Origin of the sequence: Streptomyces sp. YPW6, from assembly GCF_018866325.1 — a bacterium.
Lineage (GTDB): Bacteria > Actinomycetota > Actinomycetes > Streptomycetales > Streptomycetaceae > Streptomyces.
Genome location: NZ_CP076457.1, coordinates 7,243,069 through 7,266,427 on the forward strand (window position 1 = coordinate 7,243,069; position 23,359 = coordinate 7,266,427).

At 73.8% G+C, this 23,359-nt stretch carries 18 protein-coding genes and 1 pseudogene; 9 read left to right on the forward strand and 10 right to left on the reverse strand.

Going from position 1 to position 23,359, the window contains the following annotated elements; translation table 11 throughout:
* Nucleotides 1-65 precede the first annotated feature (65 nt).
* From KME66_RS31715 to KME66_RS31725, 3 genes and pseudogenes are all read right to left on the reverse strand, one after another.
* Nucleotides 66-2,095: pseudogene (locus KME66_RS31715) on the reverse strand (hypothetical protein).
* Nucleotides 2,096-2,231: 136 nt separating this feature from the next.
* Nucleotides 2,232-2,684: an SRPBCC family protein gene (locus KME66_RS31720; RefSeq protein WP_216328409.1), complete on the reverse strand. Its 453-nt coding sequence runs from the start codon at nt 2,682-2,684 to the stop codon at nt 2,232-2,234.
* 76 nt (nt 2,685-2,760) lie between these two features.
* Nucleotides 2,761-3,603 carry a DeoR/GlpR family DNA-binding transcription regulator gene (locus KME66_RS31725; protein WP_216328411.1) on the reverse strand — a complete coding sequence of 281 codons (843 nt, stop codon included), beginning with the start codon at nt 3,601-3,603 and terminating at the stop codon, nt 2,761-2,763.
* 241 nt (nt 3,604-3,844) lie between these two features.
* On the opposite strand from KME66_RS31725, the gene KME66_RS31730 reads away from it, so the two are divergent.
* Entirely contained in the window at nt 3,845-6,319 is a 2,475-nt protein-coding gene (locus tag KME66_RS31730; protein ID WP_216328413.1) for a hypothetical protein, read from the forward strand.
* Here the strand turns inward: KME66_RS31730 and KME66_RS31735 are convergent.
* From KME66_RS31735 to KME66_RS31760, 6 genes are all read right to left on the reverse strand, one after another.
* Entirely contained in the window at nt 6,286-8,712 is a 2,427-nt protein-coding gene (locus KME66_RS31735; protein WP_073224141.1) for a right-handed parallel beta-helix repeat-containing protein, read from the reverse strand. The two genes, KME66_RS31730 and KME66_RS31735, sit on opposite strands and share 34 nt — an antisense overlap.
* A gap of 167 nt (nt 8,713-8,879) precedes the next feature.
* Entirely contained in the window at nt 8,880-9,500 is a 621-nt protein-coding gene (locus tag KME66_RS31740) for a hypothetical protein (protein ID WP_216328415.1), read from the reverse strand.
* Nucleotides 9,501-9,672: 172 nt separating this feature from the next.
* On the reverse strand, nt 9,673-10,158 hold the full coding sequence (locus KME66_RS31745) for a DUF6643 family protein (protein ID WP_216328417.1): 486 nt from the start codon (nt 10,156-10,158) through the stop codon (nt 9,673-9,675).
* Nucleotides 10,159-10,693: 535 nt separating this feature from the next.
* Complete coding sequence (locus tag KME66_RS31750) at nt 10,694-11,209, reverse strand: hypothetical protein (protein ID WP_216328419.1); 516 nt, start codon at nt 11,207-11,209, stop codon at nt 10,694-10,696.
* A gap of 46 nt (nt 11,210-11,255) precedes the next feature.
* Nucleotides 11,256-12,497 carry a hypothetical protein gene (locus KME66_RS31755; RefSeq protein WP_216328421.1) on the reverse strand — a complete coding sequence of 414 codons (1,242 nt, stop codon included), beginning with the start codon at nt 12,495-12,497 and terminating at the stop codon, nt 11,256-11,258.
* 128 nt (nt 12,498-12,625) lie between these two features.
* Nucleotides 12,626-12,781, reverse strand: a complete 156-nt coding sequence (locus KME66_RS31760; RefSeq protein ID WP_178379065.1) for a hypothetical protein — start codon at nt 12,779-12,781, stop codon at nt 12,626-12,628.
* 821 nt (nt 12,782-13,602) lie between these two features.
* Here KME66_RS31760 and KME66_RS31765 point away from each other — a divergent pair.
* The 5 genes from KME66_RS31765 (at nt 13,603) to KME66_RS31785 (ending at nt 19,641) form a co-directional block, all read left to right on the forward strand.
* Nucleotides 13,603-15,102 (forward strand): cell wall metabolism sensor histidine kinase WalK, encoded by a 1,500-nt coding sequence (locus KME66_RS31765; RefSeq protein ID WP_216328423.1) that lies wholly within the window; start codon nt 13,603-13,605, stop codon nt 15,100-15,102.
* Complete coding sequence (locus tag KME66_RS31770; RefSeq protein WP_216328425.1) at nt 15,032-15,691, forward strand: response regulator transcription factor; 660 nt, start codon at nt 15,032-15,034, stop codon at nt 15,689-15,691. The genes KME66_RS31765 and KME66_RS31770 overlap by 71 nt, the downstream gene beginning before the upstream one ends.
* A gap of 236 nt (nt 15,692-15,927) precedes the next feature.
* Nucleotides 15,928-16,527, forward strand: coding sequence for a carbonic anhydrase (locus KME66_RS31775; protein ID WP_216328427.1), 600 nt, complete (start codon nt 15,928-15,930; stop codon nt 16,525-16,527).
* 78 nt (nt 16,528-16,605) lie between these two features.
* Entirely contained in the window at nt 16,606-18,138 is a 1,533-nt protein-coding gene (locus KME66_RS31780) for a SulP family inorganic anion transporter (RefSeq protein WP_216328428.1), read from the forward strand.
* A 171-nt stretch (nt 18,139-18,309) separates the two neighbouring features.
* Nucleotides 18,310-19,641 carry a TerD family protein gene (locus KME66_RS31785; protein WP_216329742.1) on the forward strand — a complete coding sequence of 444 codons (1,332 nt, stop codon included), beginning with the start codon at nt 18,310-18,312 and terminating at the stop codon, nt 19,639-19,641.
* A 52-nt stretch (nt 19,642-19,693) separates the two neighbouring features.
* On the opposite strand, the gene KME66_RS31790 is transcribed toward KME66_RS31785, so the two are convergent.
* On the reverse strand, nt 19,694-20,875 hold the full coding sequence (locus KME66_RS31790; protein WP_216328430.1) for a glycosyltransferase: 1,182 nt from the start codon (nt 20,873-20,875) through the stop codon (nt 19,694-19,696).
* 58 nt (nt 20,876-20,933) lie between these two features.
* On the opposite strand from KME66_RS31790, the gene KME66_RS31795 reads away from it, so the two are divergent.
* The 3 genes from KME66_RS31795 to KME66_RS31805 all read left to right on the forward strand — a co-directional run bounded on the left by KME66_RS31795 (nt 20,934) and on the right by KME66_RS31805 (nt 23,347).
* The gene (locus tag KME66_RS31795; protein ID WP_216328432.1) at nt 20,934-21,719 is read left to right on the forward strand and encodes a glutamate racemase; all 786 of its coding nucleotides are present in this window, start codon (nt 20,934-20,936) and stop codon (nt 21,717-21,719) included.
* A 320-nt stretch (nt 21,720-22,039) separates the two neighbouring features.
* Nucleotides 22,040-22,543: a lamin tail domain-containing protein gene (locus tag KME66_RS31800; protein WP_073224129.1), complete on the forward strand. Its 504-nt coding sequence runs from the start codon at nt 22,040-22,042 to the stop codon at nt 22,541-22,543.
* 240 nt (nt 22,544-22,783) lie between these two features.
* The gene (locus KME66_RS31805; protein WP_073224128.1) at nt 22,784-23,347 is read left to right on the forward strand and encodes a hypothetical protein; all 564 of its coding nucleotides are present in this window, start codon (nt 22,784-22,786) and stop codon (nt 23,345-23,347) included.
* The last annotated feature ends 12 nt before the right edge of the window (nt 23,348-23,359 follow it).

The following is a 23,359-nucleotide window of genomic DNA, read 5'->3' on the forward strand; positions in this document are numbered from 1 at the left end:
GGTCGAGGACTCCGTACGGGCCCGCGCGCCGTCGCCACGGTGACCGCGCCCGGCTCCGGGACGGCTCAGCGCACCGCCGTGAGCGTCCCGCCGTCGCGCAGCGACGCCGTCAGCTCCACGTCGGCGTCACGGGACGCCCGCACCGCGATCGTCGGCCGGTCCGCCGAGCCCCGCACCGCTCCGCTCACCTCGATACGGGTCACCGCCCGGCTTCCCGCGGCCAGGACGTACCACCGGCCGGAGGGCGCCTTCCAGCGCGTGCCCGCGAGGACGTGCTGCCCGAACCTGCTGCACAGTGCCGTGTCGTCGCGGTCGGCGACCACCACGGCCGGTTCCGTGGCCGATGAGGCGGGCCCGAGGAACTGCACCAGGACCCGGCCGGGCCCCCGCCAGGTGTCGGCCCGCGTGCAGAGCCAGTCGGCCGAGGCCCCGCCCTCGGGCAGTTTCTGTTCGGCGAAGGCCCAGTTGTTGACCGACCGCACACCCGAGCCCGCCAGGGTCCGCAGGGAACACGCCGTACGCGCCCAGGCGAGCAGCGCCTCGGTGCTCGTCGCCTCGCGCGGCTGCCGGGCCGGTGCGCCCCGCCCGGGCTTCGGGGTGTACGTCAGATGCGCGGGCGCCGGATCGCCCAGGTCCGTCAGGAGGAACGCGTGCTTCTCCACGATCCGCTCGGAGGACCGCAGCCGGAGCACCGGCCACGTCCCGCACGCGCCGCCCGCGGCGGGCCGGGGGACCGCGGCGGTGACCCCGTCCGGGCCCACCTCCAGCGGCCGTCCGGGCGCGTCCGGGGCGAGCAGGTCCCGGGTGGCCGACTCGTCGATCCAGGGAGCGAGGAGGAACCGCGCGCCGTCGCCCGTGCGGCTGACGACGACCGCCGCACCGGTCGTCACATCGGCCCCGTCGGCCCGGGCGAAGTCCAGCGCCGTCCTGCCGGAGCCGGACAGCGGTTCCGCGTACCGCACCACCCGGACCCCGCCGTCATGGAGCAGCACCACCGCGGCCCCGTCCACCTCACCGGCGAACAGCAGCCGTGGAGGCTGTGCGGGCGGCGCCGTCACCGTGCCCGGCGTCGTGGACACCCGGACCGACTCCGGCGGGGCGGCCCAGGTCCGCAGCGCCCGGCCCAGCAGGGCGTCGTCGTCCGCGCGCCCGCCCCTGGCCGGCCAGGCGGTGAAGTCGACCCGCGAGGTGTCCGCCCACCGCTCCGCCGCCGTCCGCAGCAGCTCCACCGGATCGAGTACCGAGGGGGACGCACCCGCCGCCGTGCGGTCCCCGCCTCCACCCCCGCCCCCGCTCGGCGTACCCTCCCCGACGGCGACCGCCAGGCCCCCGGCGACCACGCACAGCGCCGCTGCCACCGCCGCCGCCCGCACCCGGTGCCTGCGCCGGAGCAGGTCGCTCGGGCGGGTCTGGACCGTGCACGGGTCGAACTCGCCGGACCTGAGCATCGCCTGCGCCCCGGCCCGGTCCGGCCGCCCCAGCCGGGCCGCCCGGCGCACCGCGCCCGCCGGATCAGCCACCGCGGCCCCGGCCAGCAGCTCCCGGACCCCGGACTCGTCCAGTCCTTCCAGCAGCTGCAGCGCGAACGCCGCCCGGACCGGACCGTCCACCGCGGACAGCGCCCGGTCCAGGGCCAGTTCGTCGACGCCGCCCGCCCGGGGGAAGAGCCGCAGCCCCACACCACCGGCAGGGCCGGACGCAGCGAGGCCGGCCCGGGCCACCAGCGGGGCCGCCGCTCATGGGCCAGCGCCGCCCGCAGCACCCGCAGCCGCACCCACCCGTACGCCGCACCCGAGGGGCCCCGGTCAGCCGAGGCGCCCTGCGGTGCGGGCCGGGCGCCCGCCGGGGCCCCGGTCCGGCGGGACTGGGCCGGAACGCGCGGGCCCGACGTCCCGCTCCCGGTCACGGGCAGCGCCCGCTGGACGACCGCGTGGGCGGTCAGCACCCGGCGGTGCCGGCCGAGCGCCGGTGGCAGGACGACGTAGGCGAGCCGCACCAGGCGCGGGTAGTGCTCCACGAGCGCGGCCTCGGCCTGCTGCACGCCCGTGCGGTCGCTTTGTACGTCGGTCCGCTGCTGCGGTTGATGGATCGGCATGGAATCGGTGCCTTCCGGGGCCGTGGCGGGGTGTCACACCGACAAACGAGTCAATCGAGTGACGGTCACATCACCCGTACGCGGCGCGTGTGCTCCCCACCCGAGCGGGCCCGCTCGCGTAAGCCCGCCCGCCGCCTCACCCCCGCGTGTCGCCGGGGGCGGCGAGGAGGGTGTCCAGAACCCTGCCGAACATCCGCCGTCCGGCGGCGGCGAGCAGCGGGTCACCCCACCGGGGCACCAGCCGCACCCGCAGCTCCTCCACCCACACCACATGCGAACCGGAATCCGTGGGCAGTACATCGATCGAGGCCCGGCCCAGCACGACGGCACCCCGCTTCTCCAGGTGGCACACCCCGGCCCGGCCCTCCGCGGGCGGCGTCCACCGCACCACTTCCATCGGATCGTCGAACGACAGCGGGCCCAGCCCCGTACGCGCCACGAAGACCGTGCCGAGCCGGTAAGGAAGCCCGGTCGGCACCGAGATCACGGTGAGCGGCACCTGCGCGGCGTGCCGTTCCCAGTCGGTCACCCGGCGCCAGGCCTCGGCTGCGGGGAGAGGGGAGAAGCGCTCGATGCGGAAGACAGCCACACCGCGATCCTAGGGGGTGCACCGGCCCCGCCGAGCCGAACCGGACCCGCCGGGACCTGTCGCAGGGGCCGGTGGTCTATGCGTCGGTGGTCCCCGCGGGACCGTCGCCCGCCACCAGCAGGCCCGGCAGATGCTCCTCGATCTCCGCCCGCAGCGCCGGAGCCAGGCCCGCGTCCGTGACCAGCGTGTCGACCTCCTCCAGCGCGGCGAAGGAACTCAGGCCCACGGTGCCCCACTTGGTGTGGTCGGCCACCACCACGATCCGGCGCGCCGCCCGCACCAGACGGCGGTTGGTCTCCGCCTCCGCGAGATTGGGCGTCGAGAGCCCCGCCTCCGCCGAGATCCCGTGCACGCCGAGGAACAGCACATCGAAGTGGAGGGAGCCGATGGCCCGGTCCGCGACCGGCCCGACCAGTGAGTCCGAGGGGGTGCGCACCCCGCCCGTCAGCACCACCGTCGCCGCGCCAGGCCGCGCGCCGTGCCCCCCGGCCGGACGCTGCGCGTCGTGGAACACGTCGGCCACCCGTACCGAGTTGGTCACCACCGTCAGATCCGGCACGTCCAGCAGCCGCCGGGCCAGCGCGAAGGTCGTCGTCCCGCCCGAGAGCGCGATGGCGCTGCCGGGCACCGCCAGCGCCGCCGCCGCCCGGGCGATGTCCTCCTTGGCGCTCAGCTCCAGTGCCGACTTCGCCTCGAACCCGGGCTCGTGCGTGCTCGCCTCGACGACCGGGACCGCACCGCCGTGGACCTTCTCGATGACCCCCTGGCGGGCCAGCGCGTCCAGATCCCGGCGGATCGTCATGTCGGAGACGTTCAGCTTGCGGGTCAGTTCGTTGACCCGGACCCCGCCACGCCTGCGCACCTCGTCGAGGATCAGCGCACGGCGCTGCTCCGCGAGCAGGTTCTGATTCTCGCTCAACGCCGGGTCCGGTCCTTCCCTCTGCCGTACCGTCCGCAGCGGTCTGCGGGCCACGCTCATCCTGCCACGCAGGCATGTCCGGCGTATCACCTGGGGAGATTCCGTGAGACCGCTCACGCGGCCGCTCCGGACCGGGAATCGTGGCTCCGGGCGGCCTCGCCGCTCCCCGCTTCCCGGCCCGCCCGCCGCCCTGCCCGCGCACCCGTACCGGGTGTGCCGCCCGCCCGAGAAAGAGTCCCCCTTGGCTCCTGCCACGCCGCCCCCGTCCGCCCCCGAGCCCCCGCAGCACACCGGGACATCGCTGGAGCTGCTCGTCCACGGCGTCGGCGGCGCCACCCCGCAGGAGATGCTGGGCGACCCGCGCATCGTCCGGGTCACCGGGGACGAGGTCGCCGCGGTGTACCGGCGCACCGAGGACGCAGACGGCGAGCAGCGTCCCGAGCGCTACCGGGACGAGCCCGTCGCCGAGGCGTACTGCTGGTCCGGCCTCACCTCCGGCAACGGCTCGCGTGCGCTGTGGCTGCTGCTCCTGCCGTTCATGGTCGTCAACCTCGCCCACTGGATGCGTCCCACCGCCACCGGCCGCTCCCGCGCGGTCCGGCTGTACGGCGTCCTGGTCCGGCTCGTCGCGCTCAGCCTCACCGTGCTGCTCACGGCGGCCGCCTGCGAAGTCGCCCTCGACCTGCTGGCCTGGCAGTGCGCGGGCGCCGACGCCTGCGCCGAACGACGCTCCTGGCTCGGCTTCCTGGCGGAGCGTCAGGGCGGCTGGTGGTCCCAGCCCGGCCGCCGCCTCGCCCTGGCCGCCATCGTGCCGGCCGCCCTGGTGGGACTCCTGTGGTACCTGTCCAACCGGACCTGGAGCGCGTACGAGTCCCAACGCCCGCTGGACGGACAGGACGCCGAAGCGGACGACGCCTTCGGAGCGGCAGCCGGCCACGTCCCCAACGCGCCCGACCCGGACGCACCCGACCCGGACGTACCCGACCCGAACGCATCCCGCCCGGACACCGGCGGCGCGTCCGAGGCCGGTTCGGTCAGCCCCGCGCTCGGCAGGCCCGGCTTCTGGTACGGCCGGCGGCTCGTCGCCCGGCTCCGCGCCGCCCACACGGCGGCCGGGTTCCTGACCGTCGCCGCAGCCGTCGCGGGAGCCGCCGCACGGTACGACCGGGGCGCCGAAGGGCCGGTGCCCCGGTTCATCGGCGCGGCCGTCGAGGGCGGCATCGTGCTGGGTGCGCTCGTCGTCGTGGGCGTCGTCTGCCGCCGGGGCCGCAGCGAACAGACCCGCGACACCCGCCTGGACGGCGCCCTGATCAGCTGGCTGCCCGGCTCCGCGCTGGCCCTGCTCGCCCTCGCCGTGCTGTACGCGTCCTGGTCGCGCCCCGACTGGCAGTCCTCGGGAACCCTGCCCGGCGAAGCCACCTTCCGGTTACTCGCCGTCGGCCAGGGGATCCTCGTCATCGCCCTCGCCGTGGTCGCCCGCGGCCTCTACCGGCGCACCCCCGAACCCCGCACCGTCCTGCACGGACTGGGCGGGCCCGTGGTCGCGATGCTCGCCTGCGCCCTCGGCGGGGTGATGACCGGCGGTGTGGCCCAGCGCGTCGCCGACTGGCTGGACGGCCCCGGCACCCCGGGCATGGGCCGCGGCGCCGACATCGCCGGTCCGCCGGTCCTGCTCAGCTGGCAGGCCTCCGTCATCCCCCTCCTCCTGATCCTCCTTCTCCTCCCCGTCCTGGCCCTGGTCGTCCGCACCGCGCGCACCGCCCGCCGGCTGGGCCCGGTCGTCGAGGCGGAGTACGCCCCCGAACCACCCGAGGCGAGCCGTACCCGCCGGATCGCGCGGATCCGGGCGACCGCCGCCCTCACCGACTCCGCGCCCTGGATCGTCGGCGTGGTCTCCGCCGCCACCCTGCTGCTCGGGGCGGGTGCGATCGCCGGCTCCTGGTACAGCGACCGGGTGCCGGGCCGGGCCGCCGACGGGAGGGGGCCGCTCCTCGAATCGCTCGCCGACGCCGCCCAGTCGACCGGCTCCTGGCTGATCGGCTTCGGCTTCATACTCTTCGTCGCCGGGGGCCGCCGCGCCTACAAGGACGCCTCGGCCCGCCGGACCATCGGCATCCTCTGGGACGTGGGCACCTTCTGGCCGCGCGCCGCCCACCCCTTCGCGCCCCCGTGCTACGCCGAGCGGGCCGTCCCCGACCTCGCCTCGCGGATGTCCGCATGGACGTCGACCACACCCCGGGGCCGGCTCGTCATCTCCGGCCACTCCCAGGGCAGCGTGCTCGCCGCCTCCGCCGTCTGGCAACTGCCCGACGCCACCCGCCCGCGGGTCGCCCTGCTCACCTACGGCTCCCCCCTGGAGCGGCTGTACGGGCGGTGGTTCCCGGCCTACTTCGGTCCCGGGCCGCTGCTCGGGCTGCACCGCTCGGTGCACTGCTGGCGCAATCTGTGGCGGGCGACCGACCCGATCGGCGGTCCCGTCCGCATCGCCGAGGACCCCGACCCGGGGGTCGACCGGGGCCCGCTCAAGGACCCGCTGGCCTACGGGCGGACCCCGCGGCTCCCGCTCCCCGAACCGATCCTCGGGCACTCCGACTACCAGGCCGACCCGGCCTTCGCCGACGCGCGGGCCGACCTCCTGGAGGAGCTCGGCCCGCGCGTCCCCCGGCAGGCAGAGGCGCGGACTCAGAAGGGCACGTCGGGGAGGTCCTCCGGGTAGAGCAGGGTCAGGTCGTCCGTGTCCGCCTCGGCGAGCTGGGCGACCCGGCCCGCGTGCCGTTCCACCATCGACTCGAAGGTCTGGCGGGCGGTGCGGCCGTTGCCGAAGGCGGGGCCCTTGGGGAGCGCCGTGAAGTGCTTCAGGAGCGCCTCCCCGGTGCCGGCCGCCAGGCTGTACTCGTGCTCCTCGGCCTGCTGCTCGACGATCCGCAGCAACTCGTCGGGGACGTAGTCCTGGAAGGTGATGGTCCGGGAGAACCGCGAGGCCACCCCGGGGTTGACGGTCAGGAACCGCTCCATCTCGTGGGTGTAGCCCGCGACGATCACGACCACCGCGTCCCGGTGGTCCTCCATCAGCTTCACCAGGGTGTCGATGGCCTCGCGTCCGAAGTCCCGGCCGGAGTCCTCGGGGGAGAGGGCGTACGCCTCGTCGACGAACAGCACCCCGCCGCGCGCCCGGTCGAACGCCTCCTGGGTCCGGATCGCCGTCGAGCCGATGTGCTCGCCGACCAGGTCGACCCGGGACACCTCGACCAGATGGCCGCGCTCCAGTACGCCGAGCGACGCCAGGATCTCCCCGTACAGCCGGGCGACGGTGGTCTTTCCGGTACCGGGGGAGCCGGTGAAGACGAGATGGCGGCGGACGGAGGCCGCCTTCAGCCCGGCCTCCGCGCGGCGCCGGCCCACCTCGATCATGTCCGTGAGCGCCCGCACCTCCCGCTTGACGCTGTCCAGGCCCACCAGCGCGTCCAGTTCACCGAGGACCGCCGAGGAGTCCCGGGCCGGCACGGCCGGGGCCGCCGGCTCCGGAGCGGGCTCGACCGGGCGCTGTCCGGGCAGCGCGCCCAGCAGCCCCGGCGTCGACTGCGTGGCCGTCAGGACCGGGGGCGGCGGCGCAGCCGTCCGCAGACCGCTCTCGTCACTCGTGCAGTCCCGCGTCACCGGTCCGGCCGCGGACCCGCCGTCCCCCTCCGGGAACTCGTAACCGCCCCGCGCGCACCGCTCCGTACGGCACCGGGTCAGGGTCGTGCGGCAGCCCTCCATGACATGGAAGCCGTATCCCTCGCTGCCCGTCACCCGGCAGCCGTCGAAGGTGCCCCGGCCCTCGGCCGAGACGTAGAACCCGGCCTCGGCGGGCGAGGTGACCGTGCAGCGCTCGATGGTGGGGTCCGCGCCCTTGGTGACGATGACCCCGGTCTGCGCCGCGTCGATGGTGCAGTTGTTGAGCGTGCCGCCGCTGCCGTGGTCACGGAACCAGGCGCCCGTGGACGCCTCCCGGATCCGGCAGTCGTCCAGCTGCGCGGTCGCCCCGTCGCTCACCGACACGGCGGTGTTGCGGATCTGGGAGAGGTCGCTGTCCACCACGTCGGCGCGCGACCCCCGGTCGAGGACGAACAGCGCGTCGGGCACGTCGTGCACCCGGCAGGCGTCCAGAACCACCGCGGCGCCGTCGCTGACCCACACCGCCGGATAGTCGCCCGTACTGTCGTGGATCTCGCACTGGTTGGCGTCGACCCGGGTCCCCGGGTCCCAGACCGAGAGCCCGTTGCGGCCGAACCGGCGGACCGTGGAGCGGGTCAGCGTGAGCACCGAACGCGACCGCAGGTCGACGGCGTTCTCCGGGACGTCGTGGATGTCGCAGTCGGCGAGCGTCAGCACCGCGTCCGTGTCCAGCGTGACGCCGTCCGCCGACGTACGGTGCACGGTGCAGTCCGTGAGGTGGGCCGAGGCGCGGGCGGTGACCTGGACACCGCTGCCCTTGATCTCGTACACCTCGCATCCGAACGCCTCGAGACCGCTGGCGTCGCCGGTGACGCCGATGCCCGCCCCGGACGCGTGGTGGATCCGGCAGCGGTCCAGGCGCGGGCGCCCGCCGTCGCGGACCGACACCCCGGACTGGCCCGCCGAGACGATCTCGCACTCCTCGAACACCCCGCCAGCGCCGTCCAGTACGGCGATGCCGACCCCGGCCGGATTGTCGACCGTGCAGCGCCGCACGGTGGGCCGGGCCGTGCCGCGTACCTCGATGCCCGCGGCCGACCGGGTCACGATCCGCAGGTCCGTCAGCTCCGCCGTGCCGTCCTCGACCAGCAGCGCCGGGGCCGTCGTGTCCTGGCCCTCGATGTGCAGCCCCTGGACCACGGCGGACGCCCGGACGGACAGCGGCACACCGTCCAGGGGCGCGATCCGCACGGATCCGGCCGACCCCTCCGGTCCGCGCAGCGTCACCGCACGCGGTACGACGAGGTTCTCCCGGTAGGTCCCGGGCGCGACGGTGAGGACGTCGCCCTCGGCCGCCGCCTCCAGAGCCGCGGAGAGGGAGGCGTACTCGCCGGTGCGGCGCCGCCATCGCGATGTGCCGGTGTGCGTCACCTGGACCGTGCCCTGTGCCATGGCGTTGCTGTGCCCCCACCTCGTGCTGTGCGCTGCCTCGGGCCCGTCCGTCGCCGGGGAGGCGGACGGGGTCGGACCACCGTAGCGCGCGTGAGGGCTCCGGGTTGACGAGTCGGCCCCGCGGGGCGATGTCGCCGCCGGACGCGTCCGGCCGGGGGAGTGCGGGGTCAGCCGCCCGCGCCGGCCCGGCCCCAGCCCGCGCCCGCCGCGGCCCACTCCCGGTCGAGACGCGCGTACCGCTGCCGCACCATGCGTCCTACGACCGCCCTGCGGCCCGCCTCGACACATCCGGCGGCGAGCAGGAACGTACCGATGCCGCCGAGCACCGCGTGGCTGCGGGCGGTGTCCTCGTCCATCGGCGGAGGCACCGGGAGGCCCGCCGCGTCCGTCCAGATCCGCAGGGGGGACCCCGGTGCGCCGGGTCTCGACACGGTGGCCACCTCTCCGGTGCGCGGGCTGCCGTCCGGCGCCTGCCAGGACGCCACCACCCGGATGCGCGCGGCGCGTTCGAAGCCGCCCTCGGGATCTCCCGCGTACCGCTCCCGTCCCGGAGCCCGGCCCACCACGACCGCGTCGACGGGGTGGCGCTCCTGATGCTGGGCCCGTACCGACCGCTGAAGCGCGGCGTCGGCGACCGCACCGCCGGCCCAGCCCGCGGCCGGGGCTCCGAACACGAGGAGCAGCAGCGCTCCGAGCGCCACCTGGGCCTCACGGCGGTCGGTGGCCCGGCGCAGCGGATTGTCCCGCCCGCGCAACAGCCCCCGCAGCAGTGCCCACTGCCCGCTCACTCCGTGCCCCTGTCCCTGTCGGTCGATGCTCCGCGGCCGGCCTCGGCGGGCCCGTGGTGCGGTGGATCATCGCGACGCCGGGCCCGGCCTCCGTCCGTAGGACCGCGCTCAGCCGTCAGAGGTTGCCCGTGCGCCCCCCTGCGCACCGGGCCGCACGGTGGAGTCGCGGTCTTCAGTACCCCCGGCTCTGGTACGGCCGGTTGTACGGGTCCTCGTACGGCGACTGGGCCGGTACGGGGCGCGGCGAGGCCGGACGCATCGACTCGTACCCGGTGGCGGGCGCGGGGCGCTGCGGCTGGGGCTGCTGGGGGTAGCCGCGGACCGCCGAGGGCTGCTGCGGGATGTAGGGCGCCGGTGCGTGCTGGAGCTGGGCGTGCTGCAGGGGCGCCTGCTGTGCCGGAGCCGGTTGGTACTGCGGCGCCGGCTGCTGCTGCGGGTAGCCGTAGGAGCCGGTCTGCTGCGACGGGGCCGCGGGCAGGGCCGGCAGGGCCGACGGCAGGGCCGGCAGGTAGCTGTTACCGGTGTCGTACGCGGCCGGCACACGGATGGGGGCGATCTGCGGGGTTCCCCGCTCCGCGACCAGGGAGTCGTAGATCGGAGTGTCGGGGAACGACGCGGCGTAGTAGCCGCCGCCGAAGGGGGAGCGGGGGGACGTCATGCCACCTAAGTTAAGCCCACGATGTGCCGGATGGGGAGCCCCAATCTTTGGGTTATCCGTTTTACGCGGGTTCTGTGCGGCCGGGCTGCCGAAACGGCGTTAAAGATTTCGTTAACGGCAAGGGTCTTTCCGCCGCTGGGTGGTGGCTTCGGAGGCGGGCTGCCGATCTTGATCGGCGACGGCGCGGACACGCGCGGCACGGAAGCGAATAGCGTTTGTCCCTGGGGCGGCGCCGACCGGCCCGGCGGCACGGGGCCGTCTGCCGGGCGAGGGAACGGGCCTCGATGCCGACGGCGGCTCGGAGGCGCCGGCCTCCCGCCGGCCGCCGACGTCGGCGGCCGGCGGGCGAGCGCCATCGCGACACCCGCTGGGTGCAGGCGTCCCGGCGCGGACCCCGCCCGTCCCCGCGCTTGCCCTGATCGCCGCCGCGCCGCGTCGGGGACATCCGCAGGGCGGTCGGCCTGGGCGGGCCGCCCCGGGGTGGCGTCGCGGAGTGCCCGAGGCGCTTCCGGTCGCCGTCCGGGCGGCGGGGCGCTCAGGCCACGGGGACGGGTTCGAGCGCCGCGATGTCCGCGAGGGAGAAGAGCATGTGCTCGTGGAGGAATCTCACCATGGTCCAGTGCGGCAGTGCGCCCTCGTCGAACGGCCCGAATTCCCGGCAGTACAGCGGAATCCAGCGCAACGCCTCCTCCAGCGCCTTTTCCCGCCCCGGCTCTTCCTGGTAGTTCTCGTAGGCGATGCTGCGATGGTCGATGAAGAAGCGCCCGGGGAGCCGCTCCTCGCACAGTGCACGGTATTCACGGGTCTGCAGGATGAGGTAGTGCCATATCTCGTCGATGTCCTGTTCGACCGGCAGGAAAAGGCCACTCAGCCTGTCTCGGTGACGGGAGACGAGATAGAGGTACCGCAGGCATTCGGTCACCTGTCGTTCGACGAATCCTGGTGGTGCCTGTGGCGCCTTGTCCCGGAAATGCCGTACCACTTCGGTATGGAGGTCCTCGCCGAGCAGTTGCGTGAGGTCGTCGGCGGAGATCATCTGTCCGCTGGTCATGGCTCCTCTTCCTGCGGGGGCAGTTCTTCCTGGAGGGGGCGCTGCGTCAGGTACGTGAACCGGTCAGCCAGGTGTACTTGCCGGAGGGGCCGATCGGAATGTGGGTGCGGTGCTCGACCCGGCAGGTGCGTCCGGTCAGTTCGCCGGTGCTCCGCCGCAGCGACCGGGTCTCGGACTCCCCGAGCGGTTCGCCGGTGAACGTGGTGTACAGCAGGGTGGCCTCCGTATCACCGTGGAGGCGGAGTTGGTGCAGGAAGATCCGGGGGGAAGTGGCCGCGATAAGCCGGTCGAGGTCGCCCTGGGCGACCGGACCCCTGGGTGCGGGGAGCAATTCCGCGAGCCTGCCGCAGAATTGGACGATACCCGTGGGGTCCGGCGTGCCGTCCAGGGTGCGCACGCAATCGCCCGAACGGTAGCGGACGAGCGGCATGTGGGGATTGCGCACACTGGTGACGACAAGGTGGTGCATCGTGCTTCCGGGGGCCACCGGCAGGAGTTCGACACTCATCCCGTCGAGATGCGGCCAGTACTTTCCCTCCCGGTCGCTGTAGTAGAGATAGCCCAACTCCGTACTGCCGAAGAGGTCGATGACCGGGCAGTCGAAGTGCCGGCGGAGGAAGCGCCGTACGTTCTCCGGTGTGTACTCGTAGGCGTGGATGATGCTGGCCGGCTCGGGCAACGCCTCTCGCAGGCCCCAGGCCTCGGCCTTCCGCACCAGATGTGCCAAATGGTAGCCGGAGCAGTCGAGATGGTAGTGGCCCTGCGGGTGTGAGGACCGGGCCTGATCGATCTCGCGGAGCATCCGCAGCACGTCCTCGCGATCCCAGCGCGCCGGGTCCAGTCTGAGGTTGAGGTAGCAGGTGCGTTCGTCCAGCCGGCGGTCGGCCGGGGCCGGAGTCCGATCCGGTTCTGCGCCGCGCCGGGCGGCGTTGACCCGCGCCACGTGCTCGGTAGCGAGGACCGTGGTCAGGGAGACGCGGGGGCAGCCCGATGCCCAGGTCCCGCCGATGTCGGGGTGGTCGCGCCACAGGTCGTAGTAGGAGCGGAGCAGGAAGTACGGAGGCCGGATGAGCCGCATCCGGGCGTGGTTCGTGCCGGTGGACAGGACGAACTCCGCCTCGCCGCTCTCCAGCGCCGCGGCCAGCCGGGGCGTCATCCAGTTGTCGGGGAACCCGCGGGCGATCTCCGTCTTGTCGAGCACGGGGAAGTGACCGTTCGCCAGGGACTTCTGGTAGATCGGTATGTCGCTAATATGCTCGATGACCTCGTCGGTCGGCTGGCCCTTCATTCATTCCTTCTCATGTCTCGCACAGCTGAGGAAAGAGGGGCTGGGGGATCCGGGACAGGGGCGCCGCGGAACGTTTCGCGGTGGGGAAGGACTTCCCGCGGAGCCGGTCCGGGGCGCCCCGCGGCCGGTCAGGAAATGCAGCCGGCCTTCGGCGCCGCACTGATGCAGCCGTTCTTGGGCGCTGCGCTGATACAGCCGTTCTTCGCGGCCTCCTGGGCCGAGTTCGCGGCGATCCAGTTCTGCCAGACGCCGTCCTCGGCCATCTTCTTGATGAGCTGTTCCATGAGGTCCTCCGATGACATGGCGGAAGGTGCTCCCGGTCATGGGGTCGACGGTCGAAGGAATCGCCCTCGACCCGCTCGCCGAATGTAAAAGCGAGGTCTAGTAACTGTCAACGAAAGGTAATGTCGAACGACGGTAAACAGCCGCGGCGGGGCAGATCTGGCGCGATTCAGTGCCGTGCCCTCCCGTGCTGCCGCCGTCATGGTCCGCGGCGCCGCGTCAGCCACGAAGCCCCTGATGGGGCGGGTGGACCGCGGTGTCCGGAGACTCCCGGACCGCGCGCCCGACGGCGATGTCACGGCGTGATGGGCGGGGTCGTGCGCCGCGAAGATGAGAATGCTCTCCTCAAGTCCGTTTGCCGGGTCCCGCGAAGGGAGAATGGTTCGATGGAGTGGCAAGGGGTGAGGTCGGTATTAGCGGGATGCGGCGCGGGCGCAGTGGTGTTACTGGGAGTCTGGTTATGGCCCGGAGAGCGCGTGCCGCCTTCCATGGGCCCGGTCGTGGTCGTGCCCGTTCTGCACGGCCCCGCGCCTTCGGCCGCCTCTCCCTCCGGCTCCGGCCGCCCCGTCGCGGTGCCGGCCGTGCCCGGCGCGTCCCGCACCTGCTCGGGAGGCCGGCCCGTGCCCCCTTCGCCGCCGCCCGCCGCCCGGAGAGGGACGCACGGCTCCCCGGACGGCCCGGGGAGCGGTGAAGGTGAGCGGACGTCACACGTCGCCGGCGACGACGAGAAGGCGTCGCGGGCGCCCCGGGGCGAGGTGGACGGCGGGGAGGCGGAGTCATCAGGTGGTCTTGAGGGAGATGCGGGTGACGAGTGGGACGACTGATGACCGGGCGGACCACCAGCGCGCGCTCCCGCATCGTCGGGTGGATGCTCCTGCTGCTCGGTGCGGCTCTGGCCGTGCCCACGTTCGGCATCACCATCGTCTGGCAGGCGGAGCTGGACCGTCAGATCGACGCGAAACTCCTGTCCGAGGCCGACAAGCTGCGCGCGTTCGCCCGCAACTCCCGGGACCCGTACACCGGTGAGCGCTTCACCTCCGGCGCCGCGCTGCTGACCACGTTCATGGCGGTCCACCGCCCCGAGCGCAACGCCGCCTTCTTCAGCGTCGTCGACGGGCGGGCGGACCGGCGCAGCCCGGGCCCCGCCCCGGCCCGCCTGGACCGGGACCCGGAGGTCGTGGCCCTGATGGCGCGTACCTCCGACACCCGCCTCCGGTGGCTGGACTCCCCGGCCGGCAAGGTCCGCTACGGGGTCGTTCCGGTGCAGATGGCGGGTGACCACGCCGACACCCGGCTCGTCCTGCTGTCCTTCCGGGACCAGGAGCTGCGCCAGGAGCGCCACATGGCCCGGCTGCTGCTGCTCTCGGGCTGCTTCGCGCTGGTGGTGGCGGGGCTGGCGAGCTGGCTGGTCGCGGGCCGGGTCCTGGCGCCCATCCGGCTGGTCCGGCAGACGGCCGAGCGGATCAGCGAGACGGACCTCAGCCAGCGGCTGCCGGTGCGGGGGAGCGACGACGTGGCGGCCCTCGCGGAAACCTTCAACCACATGCTCGACCGGCTGTCGGGCGCCTTCACCGCGCAACGCCGGTTCCTGGACGAGGTGGCACACGAACTGCGCACCCCCATCACCGTTCTGAGGGGGCATCTGGAGCTGATGGAGGAGACGCCCGACAGCCCGCGCGAGCAGACCCGCACCCTGCTCTTCGACGAACTGGACCGGATGCGGCGGATCGTGGACGACCTGCTGCTCCTGGCGCGGGCCGAGCGCCCCGACTTCCTCGCGCCCTGCCGGACCAGCCTGACCGACCTCGTGGTCGACACGGCGGCCAAGGCGCAGGCACTGGGGCCCCGGCGGTGGACGGTGGCCGAGGTCGCCGACGTCAGCGTGCGTCTGGACGGGCAGCGGATCACGCAGGCCCTGATGCAGCTCGCGGCCAACGCGGTGAGCCACACCGAGGAGGGCGACACCATCGAGGTCGGGTCGCGCCTGCGGCGGGGCCGGGTGCTGCTGTGGGTGGCGGACACCGGGCCCGGCGTGCCCCCGGAGCACCGCGAACAGATCTTCCAGTGCTTCTACCAGGGGGACGCCGCGGTTCCTGGCCGGGCCGCCACCGGCATCGGCCTGGGGCTCGCCCTGGTCCGCGAGATCGCCCAGGCCCACGACGGCACCGCGCGCGTCGAGGAGGCCGCCGGGGGCGGCGCGCGCTTCGTCATCGACCTTCCCGCACTGCATCCCACGACCGAAGGAACCCTCTGTGAGCAGGATCCTGATAGCCGAGGACGAGGCACGCATCGCCGCGTTCGTAGAAAAGGGCCTGCGCCGTAGCGGGTACGTCACCCGGGTCGTCGCCGACGGCGTGGCCGCCTACGAACACGCCCGGGGACGGGACTTCGATCTCCTCATCCTCGACCTCGGCCTGCCCGGCGACGACGGACTGACCGTGCTGCGCAAGCTGCGGAAGGCGCGCGTCCCTCTCCCCGTCGTCATCCTCACCGCGCGCGACAGCGTGAGCGACATCGTGGCCGGCCTGGAGAGCGGCGCCGACGACTACATGGTCAAACCGTTCGCCTTCGACGAGCTGCTGGCCCGTGTACGGCTGCGCCTGCGACGCGAGGAGCCACCGGAGAACTTCCTGCTGCGGGTCGGCGATCTGCTCCTGGACCTCAGGACCCGCAGGGCCCAGGCCGGCGAGCGCGTCACCGACCTGTCCGCCCGGGAGTTCGCCCTCGCCGAGATCCTCATGCGCAATCCCGACCGGGTCCTGTCCCGCGAGCAACTGCTCAGCCAGGTATGGGGGTTCGACTACGACCCCGGATCGAACATCGTCGACGTCTACATCCGCTACCTGCGGCGCAAGATCGGGGCCGACCGGGTCCAGACCGTGCGGGGCGTCGGCTACCGGTTGCGGGCCTGACGTGCGCCGCCCCGGCGAGGCATCGCGGCCGGGGCGGCGCACCCCTACCCCCGCGTCGGATGAGAGCAGTCTCACGGCCGTCTCACCGCCAGCTCATCGCCCGCCCCGAGACTCCTCCTTGCGGGCTGTTCGGTGACCCGGGGCCCGTGAGCGGTGCTGATGGTCGCAGCGGCCCCGCCCCTCGCGTGACGAGCCTCACGCCGCCGCTTTCGTACGTCCGTAGGGAGGACACCCCTGTGCGCCGACTCATCGACCATGCCCGCGCCTTCCCCGCCCGCTGCGGCGGAGCCGGCCGGGACCTCAAGGAATTCGAGGCCGGCCAGCGGCCTTCCACCATGTTCATCACCTGCTCCGACTCCCGGGTGGTCCCCACCCTGCTGACCGACTCCGGACCCGGCGAACTCTTCGAGATGCGTACGGCCGGGAACATCGTCCCGCCCTACGATCCCCGAACGCCCACCAGCGAGATGGCGACCATCGAATACGCCGTCTGCGTGCTGGAGGTCTCCGACATCATCCTCTGCGGACACTCCCACTGCGGCGCCGTCGGCGCCCTGGCCCGGGGCGAGGACCTGCGGGCCCTGCCGGCGGTACGGGGATGGCTCGGCCGGTGCGCCCCCGCGGGCGGATTCCAGGACCTCGAAGGCTTCGGCCCCGACTGCGAACAGCCCGTACAGCGCCACGCGGTGACTCAGCTGGACACCCTGCGCGGCTACCCGTGCGTGAGCCGGGCGCTGGGCGAGGGCCGGCTGGGGCTGCACGCCTGGTACTACGAGGTCCACACCGGCGCCGTGCTCACTCACCGGCCCTCGACCGGAACCTTCTCCTCCCTGTGACAGCGCCCCGAGGGTGAGTGCCGCGGGCCGTCCCGCCGCCCTCCGCTGTCTCCCCCCACCCCAAGGAGCCGAACTCCCATGTCCTCACCCCGCCCCCGGTTACGCCCCGACGTCCTGTCCCGCGACATCCTCGCCTCGATCGTGGTGTTCCTCGTCGCCGTCCCCCTCTGCGTGGGGATCGCGGTAGCTTCCGGAGTCCCCGCCGAACTGGGCCTGGTCACGGGCATCGTCGGCGGCCTGGTCGCCGGCGCGATGCCGGGCAGCTCGCTCCAGGTCAGCGGTCCCGCCGCCGGGCTCACCGTCCTGGTGTACGAGGCCGTCACCACCCATGGCATCGCGGCCCTCGGCATCCTCGTCCTGGCCACCGGAATTCTCCAGGTCGGGCTGGGCCTCGTCGGCTTCGGCCGCTGGTTCCGCGCGATCTCGACCGCCGTCGTCCACGGCATGCTCGCCGGTATCGGTCTCGTACTGATCAGCAGCCAGCTCTACGCCATGGCCGGGGCCTCCGCCCCCGGCAGCGGTCTCGACAACCTGGCCGGCCTGCCGGAGCTCCTCACCCGGATCACGGGGGCCGCCGCCCTCTCCTCCGTGGCGATCGGCGTCGGCACCATCGCCGTACTGATCCTGTGGAAACGGCTTCCGGGACGTCTGCCCAGGATGCTTCCCGCCCCGCTGGCGGCCGTGGTGCCGGCCACCGCGGCGGTGGCGCTGTTCGACCCTCCCGTCGCCACCATCGAGGTCCGGGGACTGGCCGACTCGCTGCGGCTGACCGGACTGGACGACTTCGGTCTCCTGGCGGACGTCGGGCTTCTGGGAGCCGTCCTCGCCTTCACGCTCATCGCCTCGGCCGAATCCCTCTTCAGCGCCGCCGCCGTGGACCGGATGCACGACGGACCGCGCACCCAGTACAACAAGGAACTCGTCGCCCAGGGGGCGGGCAACACCCTCTGCGGTCTCGTCGGCGCGCTGCCCATGACCGCCGTCATCGTGCGCAGCGCGGCCAATGTCCAGGCCGGCGCGTGCACCAAGGCGTCCCGGATCCTCCACGGGGTGTGGCTGCTGCTGTTCGCGGCGCTGTTCCCCGCCGTGCTCGGCCTGATCCCGGTGGCCGCCCTCGCCGGGGTGCTCGTCCACGCCGGCGCGAAGCTCATCCCCGTCACGGCCATCCGCCCGCTCTGGCGTGACCACCGGGGCGAGGCCGTCGTCCTGATCGCGACCGCGCTGGCCATCGTTCTCACGGACATGTTCATGGGAGTTCTGCTCGGCATCGGACTGGCCGTGGTCAAGACGGCGTGGGAGACCTCCGCGGTCCGCCTGGAGGTCGAGGAGCGCGCGGACCACACCACGGTCGTCCTGAGCGGCAGTGCCACCTTCCTGCGCCTGCCCCTGATCCTGGACACGCTGGAAGCCCTCCCGAAGGGCGGACCAGTGGAGCTCGACCTCTCCCGGCTGCGGCATCTGGACCACGCCTGCCGCACCGCGCTGGAGGCGTGGTCCACCCACAACGGGACCCCCATGACCGCCGGACCGGAGGCGGACGGCGCTCCGCGCGAGAAGGCCCTCGCGGCCGCCTCGCCGGACGGCCGGGGGCCCACGCCGCGCGGACGGTAGCCGGGCCCGCCCGTCCGGCCCGGCCGCAGGCCGACGACGGCCCGGGCGCCGCCCCGCGAGGACGGTGCCCGGGCCGCTGCGCCGCCCCGGGGTTCTCCGGGCGGTGCGTCACACCGCGCCGGGGCCGGGGGCTAGGTTGTGGGGGAGAGCCTGCGGGCAGCCGGACACGTGATGGGGGCGATGATGGTCATGAAAAAGGGAAGCAACGTTCCGGTCCCGGGCGGCACCGTCCGCGTCGAAGTGGGGTGGCACGCCGCACCGGGCGCCCCCGATGTCGACGCCTCCGGGCTCCTGCTGGTGGCGGGCAGGGTCCGCAGCGACGCCGACTTCGTCTTCTACAACCAGCCCTCCCATGCCTCCGGCGCGGTCCGGCACGAGGGCAAGCGCACCGCTCCCGACGGTGTCACCGACACGCTCCTGGTCGACTTCGGCAGGGTCGAGCCCGCGATCGAGCGCATCGTCGTCGCGGCCTCGGCCGACGGCGGGACCTTCGGCCGGGTGGCCGGACTGTACGTGCGGATCACGGACGCGGCAAGCGGCGCCGAGCTGACCCGCTTCGACAGCACCGACGCCACGGTCGAGACCGCCTTCATCCTCGGCGAGCTGTACCTGCGCCAGGGCGCGTGGAAGTTCCGCGCGGTCGGGCAGGGGTACAGCACCGGCCTCGAAGGCCTGGCGACGGACTTCGGCATCTCCGTGGACGAACCGCAGCAGCCTCCGGCGGTACCGCAGACCCCGGCGGCCCCTCCCGCCCCCTCGCAGCCCCGGCCCGCCGCGACGCCTCCAGCACCGCCGGCCCCGGCGCCTCCCGCACCGGTCGCCCCGGCCCCTCCCGCCCCCGCGGCTCCGCCCGCGCCGGAGCCCGTACGGCTCACCAAGGTCACGCTGACCAAGAGCGCCCCGTCCGTCTCGCTCGCCAAGCAGGGCGGCACCTCCGGCGCGCTGCGCGTCAACCTCAACTGGGAGGTGCGCAAGCAGTTCAAGGGCTGGGGGGCGAAGCTGGGCAGGGCCGTCGCCATGCACGGCGATCTCGACCTCGACCTCTGCGCCCTGTACGAGCTCGCCGACGGTCGCAAGGGAGTGGTGCAGGCGCTCGGCAACGCCTTCGGCTCACTGCGTCAGCCGCCCTTCATCCACCTCGACGGCGACGACCGCACCGGCGCGGTCTCCACCGGCGAGAACATGACCATCAACCTCGACCACAAGGACCTGCTGCGGCGCGTCCTGATCTTCGTCACCATCTACGAAGGCGCGCGGAGCTTCGCCGACCTCCACGCCACCGTCACCCTCCAGCCGCAGAACGGCGCACCCATCGACTTCTCCCTCGACGAGTGCACCGTGCCCTCCACCGTCTGCGCCCTCGCCCTCATCACCCACGACGGCGGCGACCTCACCGTGCAGCGCGAGGCCCGCTACCTCGTCCCGGACCGGGGCGTCAGCCCCCAGCGCACCATCGACGCCGCATACGGCTGGGGCATGAACTGGACGCCCGGCCGCAAGTGACGGCCGGCCACCGCACCCGACCGGACCGGCCGCGCGTCCGCCGGAGGCGTCGTCACCGGTCGGGCGCGGCCTCCGGGCGCGCGTAGGTGCGCCCCTTCCAGGCCGCGCCCCGCCCCCGGTAGTGCTGCACGGCCGAGTCGACGGTCATCAGCAGGTACAGCACCGCCGTCAGCGGCAGCAGCGGCCCCAGCCACAGAGACTGCCGGTAGTACCGGAGCATCGGCAGATACGTCACCGTCATCACCGCCCACGCCGCGCCCCCCGCCCAGGCCGCCGGCGCGTCACCCGTCAGCACCCCCGCCACCAGCGTCGCGGGGGGCGCCGCGTAGACGAGCAGCAGCCCCGGGACCGTCCCCGCCAGCAGCAGCGGGCTGTGCCGCAACTGCGCGTACGCGCTGCGTGCGACCATCCGCCACAGATCCGCGAGCCGCGGATACGGCCGCACACTGTCCACGCGCTCCGCGAGCCCCAGCCAGATCCGGCCGCCGCCGCGCCGCACCTGTCGCGCCAGCGACACGTCGTCGATCACCGCCTGCCGGATCGACTCCGGGATCCGCGCCCGCTCGGCGGCCTCCGTACGCAGCAGGACACAGCCCCCCGCCGCGGCGGCCGTCCGCGACCGGGCGCTGTTCACCCGGCGGAAGGGATAGAGCTGCCCGAAGAAGTAGACGAACGCGGGCACCACCAGGCGCTCCCAGACGCTCTCCACCCGCAGCCGCGCCATCTGCGACACCAGGTCGAATCCGCCGGGGCCGCCGGGACCGGCCGCGGCCACCAGATCGCGCAGGCTGTCCGGCTCGTGCGCGATGTCCGCGTCGGTCAGCAGCAGGAAGTCCGGCTTGTCCCGGCGGGCCACCGCGATCCCGTGCCGCAGGGCCCACAGCTTGCCCGTCCAGCCCCCCTCGGGCTCGCCGGGCGTCACCACCGTCAGCGGGAGACCGCCGTAGCGGGCGGCCAGCTCCCGGGCCAGCCGCCCGGTGCCGTCGCTGCTGCAGTCGTCGACGAGGACGATCCGCGCATCCCCCGGATAGTCCTGGACGAGCAGTGACGGCAGGCTCACCGGCAGCATCGCCGCCTCGTCGCGGGCGGGCACCACCACCGCCACCGACGGCCAGCGCGCCGGGTCGCCGCGCCGGGGGAGCCGCTGGTCCGTCCGCCAGTAGAAGCCCTGGCCCAGCAGCAGCCACACCCACGCGATCAGCGAACCCACGGCGATCCAGGCAACGGCGCTCATCCGCCGAAGTCTGCCCCACTGAGCCCGGTTCGCAAGGGCTGTCGGCTAGGGTGACCGGGTGAAGATCGCGCTCATGGACTCCGGAATCGGCCTGCTGGCGGCAGCGGCCGCCGTGCGCCGCCTGCGGCCCGACGCCGAGCTGGTGCTCTCCTCCGACCCGGGCTCGATGCCCTGGGGGCCCCGTACCCCCGAGGACCTGACCGCCCGTGCCCTGGACGTGGCCCGTGCCGCGGCGGCCCAGGGACCCGACGCGCTGATCATCGCCTGCAACACGGCCTCGGTCCACGCCCTGCCGACGATCCGCGCCGAGCTGGAGCCCGCCCTGCCGGTCATCGGCACGGTCCCCGCGATCAAGCCCGCGGCCGCGGGCGGCGGCTCCGTCGCCATCTGGGCCACCCCGGCCACCACCGGCAGCCCCTACCAGCGCGGACTGATCGCCGAGTTCGGCGGCTCCGCCCAGGTCACCGAGGTCCCCTGCCCCGGACTCGCCGACGCCGTGGAGCACGGCGACGAGGCCGCGATCGACCGGGCCGTCGCGGCGGCCGCCGCCCTCACCCCCTCCGACGTGCGCGCCGTCGTGCTCGGCTGCACCCACTACGAGCTGGTCGCCACCCGGATCCGCGACGCCGTGCAGCGCCCCGGCCGCCCGCCGCTCGCCCTGCACGCCTCCGCCGGGGCGGTCGCCGCCCAGGCGCTGCGCCGGATCGGCGCGGAACCCACCCCGACGGCCGCACCCTCCGGGGGCCTCACCGTGCTGCGGGCCGGCCGGGTCGCCGCCCTGCCGGACGCCGCCCTGACCTACGCGGAAGGCCGGATCCTGGCCGCCGGAGCGCCCGTCCGCTGACCGCGCGCCCGGCCGGGCACGGGTCCGGGCATGCCGGGGCGCTGTCGCGTACCGGTGCCGTGGCGCGGGCCGTGACAGACGCTCTGCGATGTGCACGGCTCGCCCGCTGAAAGGGGCCGGACCCAGGTCGGCATCCCCGCCCGTCTGCCGGAGCAGGCCCAGCATCGCTCCCCGGTGCGGCGCGGTGCGGTGCGGTGCCGAGCCGGAGTGCCCGCCCTCTCGATTCCGGGCCCACTTTCTCCGCTGTTCCTTCACGGGACGGTCACAGGTCTCGCTAGGCTCCTGGACGCTGCATCCGCACCATCGAGGGGGGATTCCTCATGCATGCCCGGCATGCCCTGACCGCTGCCACCACCGCCGCTTCGGTCCTCGCGCTCGGCCTCGCGGCCACTGCCCCGGCCCAGGCGGCCGAGTACTCGTCGGCCCTGAAGATCAGGGGCGTCCAGTACGACGCCCCCGGGCGCGACTCCAACAAGTGCTCCGGCGGCAACACGAAGAACGAGTACCTGACGATCAAGAACTACTCGCGTACCACGACGGTGAACCTCAAGGGGTACGTCGTCAAGGACGCCGCGGGCAACAGGTTCACCTTCCGGTCGAACCACACGCTGCAGCCCGGCGACTACGTCAAGCTGCGCGGCAACCACGGCACCGACTCCGACGCCAAGAACGTCGTCTACCGGCAGAACTGCAACTTCATATGGAACAACGACAAGGACACCATCTACCTGTACAAGCCCTCCGGCGCCCGCGCCGACGTGCACGCGTACACGAAGAAGGCCAACGACCGCGACGGCAATGGCTACATCACGTACCACGGCTGACCCGCCCGCCGCGCTGACGTTCCCGTGAACGGCGCGCGCCCGGCCGCCGCCCGGCCCCTGCCCGGCGGCGGCCGGGACCGTGATCGACGGTTCGCCGCGGCGAACCACCTATCACGGTGCGACGCGGAGGGGAGAGGGGCTCATGGAGCCATCGGCGTCCGCGGCAGGAGACGGCCCCGCTCGCCCGATCGGCCCCCGCAGCCCCGGCCGGGAGCCCGGAACACGGCTACGCTGCTGAACATGACCGACCACCCCGAGACTGCGAGGCACGGGTCGAGCCAGGCGCCGCCCGCGGAGTGGAACGGCCGGGCCACCAACCGGCTCCAGTGGCTGCTGGCCCTCGCGGGCGCGGGATGTGTGGCCCTCGGCATCGAACTCGCCGTCGACGGAGCGTGGACCTCGGGCATCGCCCCGCTGCTCATGTCCGTGATCGGCTGCCTCGCCGCCGGCCTGCTGATCCTCTTCGGCACCCTCGCCTTCGTCCATGTGGCCGTCAGGGTCGACGGGGACAGCCTGGAGGTCCGCTGCGGCCATGCGGGCCTGCCGCGCCGCCGGATCCTGCTCAGCCATGTCACGGGCGCGGAGTTCGTCCCCCGGATCAATCCGCGCGAGTGGGGCGGCTGGGGCTATCGCTGGCGCCCCGAGCAGGGCACCGCCGTGGTGGTCCGCAAGGGCGAGGGCATGGCTCTGCGCCTCGGCGACGGGCGCACCTTCACCGTCACGGTCGACGACGCGGAGACGGCCGTACGGTTCATCCGCAACCGCCTGCACCTGGCGTCACCGGGGAAACGGCCCGGCGACTGACCGGGCGGTCCG

Coding starts and splice junctions, on each gene's coding strand:
- KME66_RS31745 (WP_216328417.1), bottom strand. CDS start 10,158: ATGACGTCCCCCCGCTCCCCCTTCGGCGGCGGCTACTACGCCGCGTCG.
- KME66_RS31805 (WP_073224128.1), top strand. CDS start 22,784: ATGACCGACCACCCCGAGACTGCGAGGCACGGGTCGAGCCAGGCGCCG.
- KME66_RS31785 (WP_216329742.1), top strand. CDS start 18,310: ATGGGGGCGATGATGGTCATGAAAAAGGGAAGCAACGTTCCGGTCCCG.
- KME66_RS31760 (WP_178379065.1), bottom strand. CDS start 12,781: ATGGAACAGCTCATCAAGAAGATGGCCGAGGACGGCGTCTGGCAGAAC.
- KME66_RS31735 (WP_073224141.1), bottom strand. CDS start 8,712: ATGGCACAGGGCACGGTCCAGGTGACGCACACCGGCACATCGCGATGG.
- KME66_RS31750 (WP_216328419.1), bottom strand. CDS start 11,209: ATGACCAGCGGACAGATGATCTCCGCCGACGACCTCACGCAACTGCTC.
- KME66_RS31800 (WP_073224129.1), top strand. CDS start 22,040: ATGCATGCCCGGCATGCCCTGACCGCTGCCACCACCGCCGCTTCGGTC.
- KME66_RS31755 (WP_216328421.1), bottom strand. CDS start 12,497: ATGAAGGGCCAGCCGACCGACGAGGTCATCGAGCATATTAGCGACATA.
- KME66_RS31780 (WP_216328428.1), top strand. CDS start 16,606: ATGTCCTCACCCCGCCCCCGGTTACGCCCCGACGTCCTGTCCCGCGAC.
- KME66_RS31790 (WP_216328430.1), bottom strand. CDS start 20,875: ATGAGCGCCGTTGCCTGGATCGCCGTGGGTTCGCTGATCGCGTGGGTG.
- KME66_RS31765 (WP_216328423.1), top strand. CDS start 13,603: ATGACCGGGCGGACCACCAGCGCGCGCTCCCGCATCGTCGGGTGGATG.